Here is a 4,403-nt window from a genome sequence, read left to right as displayed (position 1 = left end):
ACCGACAACGGCCACCGCGCGATCGGCACCTCGGCCGCCTGGGCGCTGGGCCATCCCGAGAAGATCGTCGACTTCGGCCATCGCTCGCTGAAGGAGACCACCGACGTCGGCAAGGCGCTGGTGAAGCTCCAGAAGGCCGGCGGGCCGACGCAATCGTACTTCATGGGTTGTTCCGACGGCGGCCGCGAGGCGCTGATGGAGGCCCAGCGCTACCCCGCCGACTTCGACGGCATCGTCGCCGGCGCGCCGGCCAACTACATGAGCCTGCTGTTCGGCAATGCGGCGGGTCAGCAGCAGGCGCTGGCCCGGCCCGGCGCCTACCTCGACAAGGCCGCGCTCGGCCTCTTGCAGGCCCGCGCGCTCGAGGACTGCGGCGGCGAGACCTTCGTCCGCGACCAGGCCGCCTGCCGCTTCGATCCGGGCGTGCTCCAGTGCAGGCCAGGCCAGGCGGAGGGGTGCCTGTCGCCGGCGCAGGTCGGTGCGGCGCGGGCGATCTACGCAGGACGCAAGGACCCGCGGAACGGGCGCATCGCCATGCCGGGGATCTCGCCGGGCGCCGAGGCCCTGAACGGGTCGTGGGACGCGTGGATCACCGGGCCAGATCAGGCGCAGAACAGCCGGGCGGCCGGCTATCAGTTCGGATCCAACGCCTTCAAGTACTTCGCCTTCCAGGACCCGTCGTTCGACTTCCTGAAGCTGGACCTGGGCGCGCAGTTCGACCGCGCCAAGGCGAAGATGAGCCCGATCATCGACAGCGCGAGCCCGGACCTCACGGCCTTCCGCAAGCGCGGCGGCAAGCTGATCCAGTACCACGGGTGGAACGACCCCGCGATCCCGGCCCGCTCCTCGATCGTCTACTACGAGGACGTCCAGCGCACGATGGGCGACACCCGCGGCTTCTACCGCCTCTACATGGTGCCCGGCATGCTCCACTGCGGCGGCGGCGCGGGGCCCGGCACAGTCGACTGGCTCTCGACCCTGGACGCCTGGGTGACCGAGAAGCGTGCGCCCGCGAGCCTCACCGCCACCACCGCCACCGGCGGCGCCACCGGCGCGAGCCAGCTTCTCTGCCCCTACCCGGCGGTGGCGCGGAAGGACGGGACGGGCGCGTGGGCCTGTCCGGTGAAGCGGTGATTCAAATCTAGGAACGTCATCCCGCGGCCTGTCCGCGGGACCCGTACGCGCTGGCGTCGCCGGATGGATCGCGGCGGCCATGCCGCAGATCGCTGCGCTCGCCGATGTTCATGGATCGCGCGGACAAGCCGCGGGATGACGAGCTCGGGAGGGGAAGCGGTGCTGACGCTTGGTCAGCCGCTTCATCCGGCCACAGTGGCGCTCGCGGAGGCTTCAGTTTAAGCAAACGCCGCTTTGCAAGCTGCAAACCGCCATACCTCGCCTGGCTGCGGCCATGGCCCATCCGGCGCTCGCCTCGACAGGCTGGCAGCGCCCCTTCCGTCCCGCGCGCGACGCGCAGCCGATGAGCGATCGGAGGCGGCCTGTGCCCGTCCTCCGGAGCCCATCGCAACTCCGGAGGACTACCATGTCTCTGATTTCCGCGGCCTTCGTGGTCGCCATGGCCTTCGTCACGGCCACGCTCTCGGGCGTGTTCGGGATGGCGGGCGGCCTGGTGCTGATGGGGGCGCTGGCCTTCGTCCTGCCGGTGCAGGCGGCCTTCGTCACTCACGGCATCCTTCAGCTCGTCGCCAACGGCTGGCGAGCCATCCTGCATCGTAGGCACGTCCGCTGGGACATCGTCGGCTGGTACGCGGCGGCCTCGTTCGTCGCGATGGCCGGCGCCTACGCCCTCAGCTTCGTGCCCTCGAAGCCGCTGCTCTTCCTGCTCCTGGGACTGGTGCCGTTCCTGACCTGGCTTCCGCAGAACTGGATCAACCTGGATGCGGCCAAGCCCCCGCAGGCGTTCGTCTCGGGCCTCACCGTCACCGGCCTGAACCTCACCGCTGGCGTCGCCGGGCCGCTGCTCGACATCTTCTTCGTGCGCACCGAACTCACCCGCCACGCCATCGTCGCCACCAAGGCCGCGACCCAGGTGTTCGCCCACCTGGCCAAGATCCTGGTCTACGGCGCGCCGCTGGTGACGGGCGCGAACGTCGGCATCCCGCCGTGGTGGGTGTTCGCGCTCGCCATCCCGCTCTCGATGCTGGGCACCGCCTGCGGCGGCATGATCCTGGACCGGATGAGCGACGTGAACTTCAAGCGCTGGACCCGCTGGATCGTCACGGCCGTGGGCGTGAGCTACCTGATCCAGGCCGCCCAACTGATGCTGAGCTGATCCGCCCCCCGCGGGGCGGCCGTCGCGGCCCCCTCAGATAAAAGCAGGCCGGGCGCAGAGCCCGGCCTGAAGTCTTAGGGAGGAAACGCCCAGGAATGGGCACGCTTCAGATATGTCGGCGTCTCGGCGTCGCAAGGCCGGCGCCGCCGACTTTTTGCGCAGTCATCGAAAAAGCTTGGCCGTTCGGCGGAAGTGGTCTGCACAATCTCGGCCAATTGGTCATTTCGGGCAGACCGATCCGACGCTAAGGCGACGTTCCGATCAAAGGAGCCGCCGCAATGAAGCTCGACACCCCGGTGCTGGAGAACCGCCATGTGCGGCTGGAGCCCTTCGCGGAGGTCCACAAGAAGGACCTGCGCGCCGCCTGCGACGCCGACCCCGCGACCTGGAACGAGCTCTACCCGTTCAGCATGCTGGGCGAGGGGTTCGACGTTCACTGGGCGCGGCTGCTGCACGAGGCCGGGACCGGCGTCACTATCCCGTTCGCGGTGGTGGTCGACGGCGTCTGCCGCGGCATGACCACCCTGATGGCTATCGACCGCCTCCACGGCGCCGTGGAAGTCGGCGGCACCTACTACGACCCGGGCGTCCGTGGCGGCGCGGTGAACCCGTCGTGCAAGCGCCTGCTGATGGCCCACGCCTTCGATAGCGGCGCCATGCGCGTGCAGTACTGTGTGGACGCGATCAACGCCCGCAGCCGCGCGGCGGTCCTGAAGCTGGGCGCCACGCAGGAGGGCATCCTGCGCAAGCACCGCCGCTGCTGGACCGGCCGCATACGCGACACTGTCGTCTTCTCGATCACCGACGACGAGTGGCCAGCGGTCCGCGACCGCCTCGACGCGCGGCTGGCGGCTTTCTCCTAGGCGGGCGCCTTCGGCTGGACCATCCGCACAGACTCCACGCGACGCGACTCCGGCGTGGGGAAGAAGACCTTGTCGGCGTTCTTCGCCACCTCCTCGGCGGTGTAGGGCCGGCCGGGCTCGAAGCCCTCGGTCTCCATCATCTTGATCTCGCGCACGCCGCGCGACGAGACGCCGAGGATCTTGCCCGAGTGGTCGGCGGCCAGGTCCGAGACCATGAACAGCACGCCCGGCGCCACGTTCTCGGGCAGCGAGAGCGGGTCGGGCTCGCGGTCCTTGCGGCCGGGGAGGTCGCTGGTCATCCGGGTGTACGCGCCGGGCGCCAGGCCCATCACGCGGATGTTGTACTTGCGCCCCTCGATCGCCATCACGCGCACCATGCCGTAGATGCCGGCCTTGGCCGCGCCGTAGTTGGTCTGGCCGAAGTTGCCGTAGAGGCCCGAGGTGGACGAGGTAAGCACCATCGACCCGCCGCCGTTGTCCTTCATGTGTTTCCATACCGGGAGCGCGCAGTTGTAGGTCCCGCGCAGGTGAACCTTGATCACCGCGTCCCAGTCGGCCTCGGACGTGTTGGCGAAGGTCTTGTCGCGCAGGATGCCGGCGTTGCAGACGAGGATGTCGCAGCGGCCGAAGGTGTCGAGCGCGGTCTTCAGGATGTTCTCGCCGCCGGCCAGGGTGGAGACGTCGTCGCCGTTCGCGATCGCGCGGCCGCCCGCCGCCTCGATCGCGTCGACCACCTTCTGCGCCGCCGACTTGTCGGCGCCCGAGCCGTCGCGCGCGCCGCCCAGGTCGTTGACGACCACCGCCGCGCCCTCCTTCGCGAACAGCTTCGCATAAGCTTCGCCCAGCCCGTTGCCGGCGCCCGTGACGATCGCAACCTTGCCCTCGAGCAGTCCCGCCATGACGTCTTCCTCCATACCGCTGTTTGGAAGCATCATCGGACTCGCGGGGAGGGGAGTGCAAGCGCCTCCTGGGGAGAACTTCCGTGGCGGTGGCTACGGAAAGAGCCGAACGAAGCGGTAGCGCCACTCCTGGAATTCGAACTTGCCGCGGATCGTGCCTTCGACGCGCGCGCAGAGGTCGGCGCCGCAGCGGCGGTAGATGACGCGCTGGGGGAAGTCGTGGGCCTTGTTTTCGAAGACAGCCTCCTTCTCCTTCCCCGGCCGCAGGACGAACGGTGTCGGCGGCTGGCCCGGCAGGATGGCCGTGAAGGTGATGCCCGCGGGCTCTGCGGTGATCGTCGTGCGTTCGAG

Annotated in this window: 4 protein-coding genes and 1 pseudogene; 3 read left to right on the top strand and 2 right to left on the bottom strand. The window is 69.3% G+C overall.

Annotation, left to right across the window (positions count from 1 at the left end):
• The 3 genes from JNL41_RS14630 to JNL41_RS14620 form a co-directional block, all read left to right on the top strand.
• Positions 1-1,134: tannase/feruloyl esterase family alpha/beta hydrolase (locus tag JNL41_RS14630; protein ID WP_293476138.1), on the top strand; the 1,134-nt coding region annotated here is incomplete at its 5' end.
• 406 nt (positions 1,135-1,540) lie between these two features.
• Positions 1,541-2,290, top strand: coding sequence for a sulfite exporter TauE/SafE family protein (locus JNL41_RS14625; RefSeq protein ID WP_293476137.1), 750 nt, complete (start codon positions 1,541-1,543; stop codon positions 2,288-2,290).
• Between the two features lie 278 nt (positions 2,291-2,568).
• Positions 2,569-3,153: a GNAT family protein gene (locus tag JNL41_RS14620; protein ID WP_293476135.1), complete on the top strand. Its 585-nt coding sequence runs from the start codon at positions 2,569-2,571 to the stop codon at positions 3,151-3,153.
• On the opposite strand, the gene JNL41_RS14615 is transcribed toward JNL41_RS14620, so the two are convergent.
• Positions 3,150-4,052, bottom strand: coding sequence for an SDR family NAD(P)-dependent oxidoreductase (locus JNL41_RS14615; protein ID WP_293476133.1), 903 nt, complete (start codon positions 4,050-4,052; stop codon positions 3,150-3,152). The two genes, JNL41_RS14620 and JNL41_RS14615, sit on opposite strands and share 4 nt — an antisense overlap.
• A 93-nt stretch (positions 4,053-4,145) precedes the next feature.
• Positions 4,146-4,403, bottom strand: a pseudogene (locus tag JNL41_RS14610) (DUF6265 family protein); the annotation flags it as partial.

The organism is Phenylobacterium sp., assembly GCF_016793285.1.
Lineage (GTDB): Bacteria > Pseudomonadota > Alphaproteobacteria > Caulobacterales > Caulobacteraceae > Phenylobacterium.
The sequence above is the reverse complement of the archived record's forward strand: the minus strand, read 5'-3'. Positions and strand labels throughout refer to the sequence as shown.

Coding starts and splice junctions, on each gene's coding strand:
- JNL41_RS14625 (WP_293476137.1), top strand. CDS start 1,541: ATGTCTCTGATTTCCGCGGCCTTCGTGGTCGCCATGGCCTTCGTCACG.
- JNL41_RS14620 (WP_293476135.1), top strand. CDS start 2,569: ATGAAGCTCGACACCCCGGTGCTGGAGAACCGCCATGTGCGGCTGGAG.
- JNL41_RS14615 (WP_293476133.1), bottom strand. CDS start 4,052: ATGGCGGGACTGCTCGAGGGCAAGGTTGCGATCGTCACGGGCGCCGGC.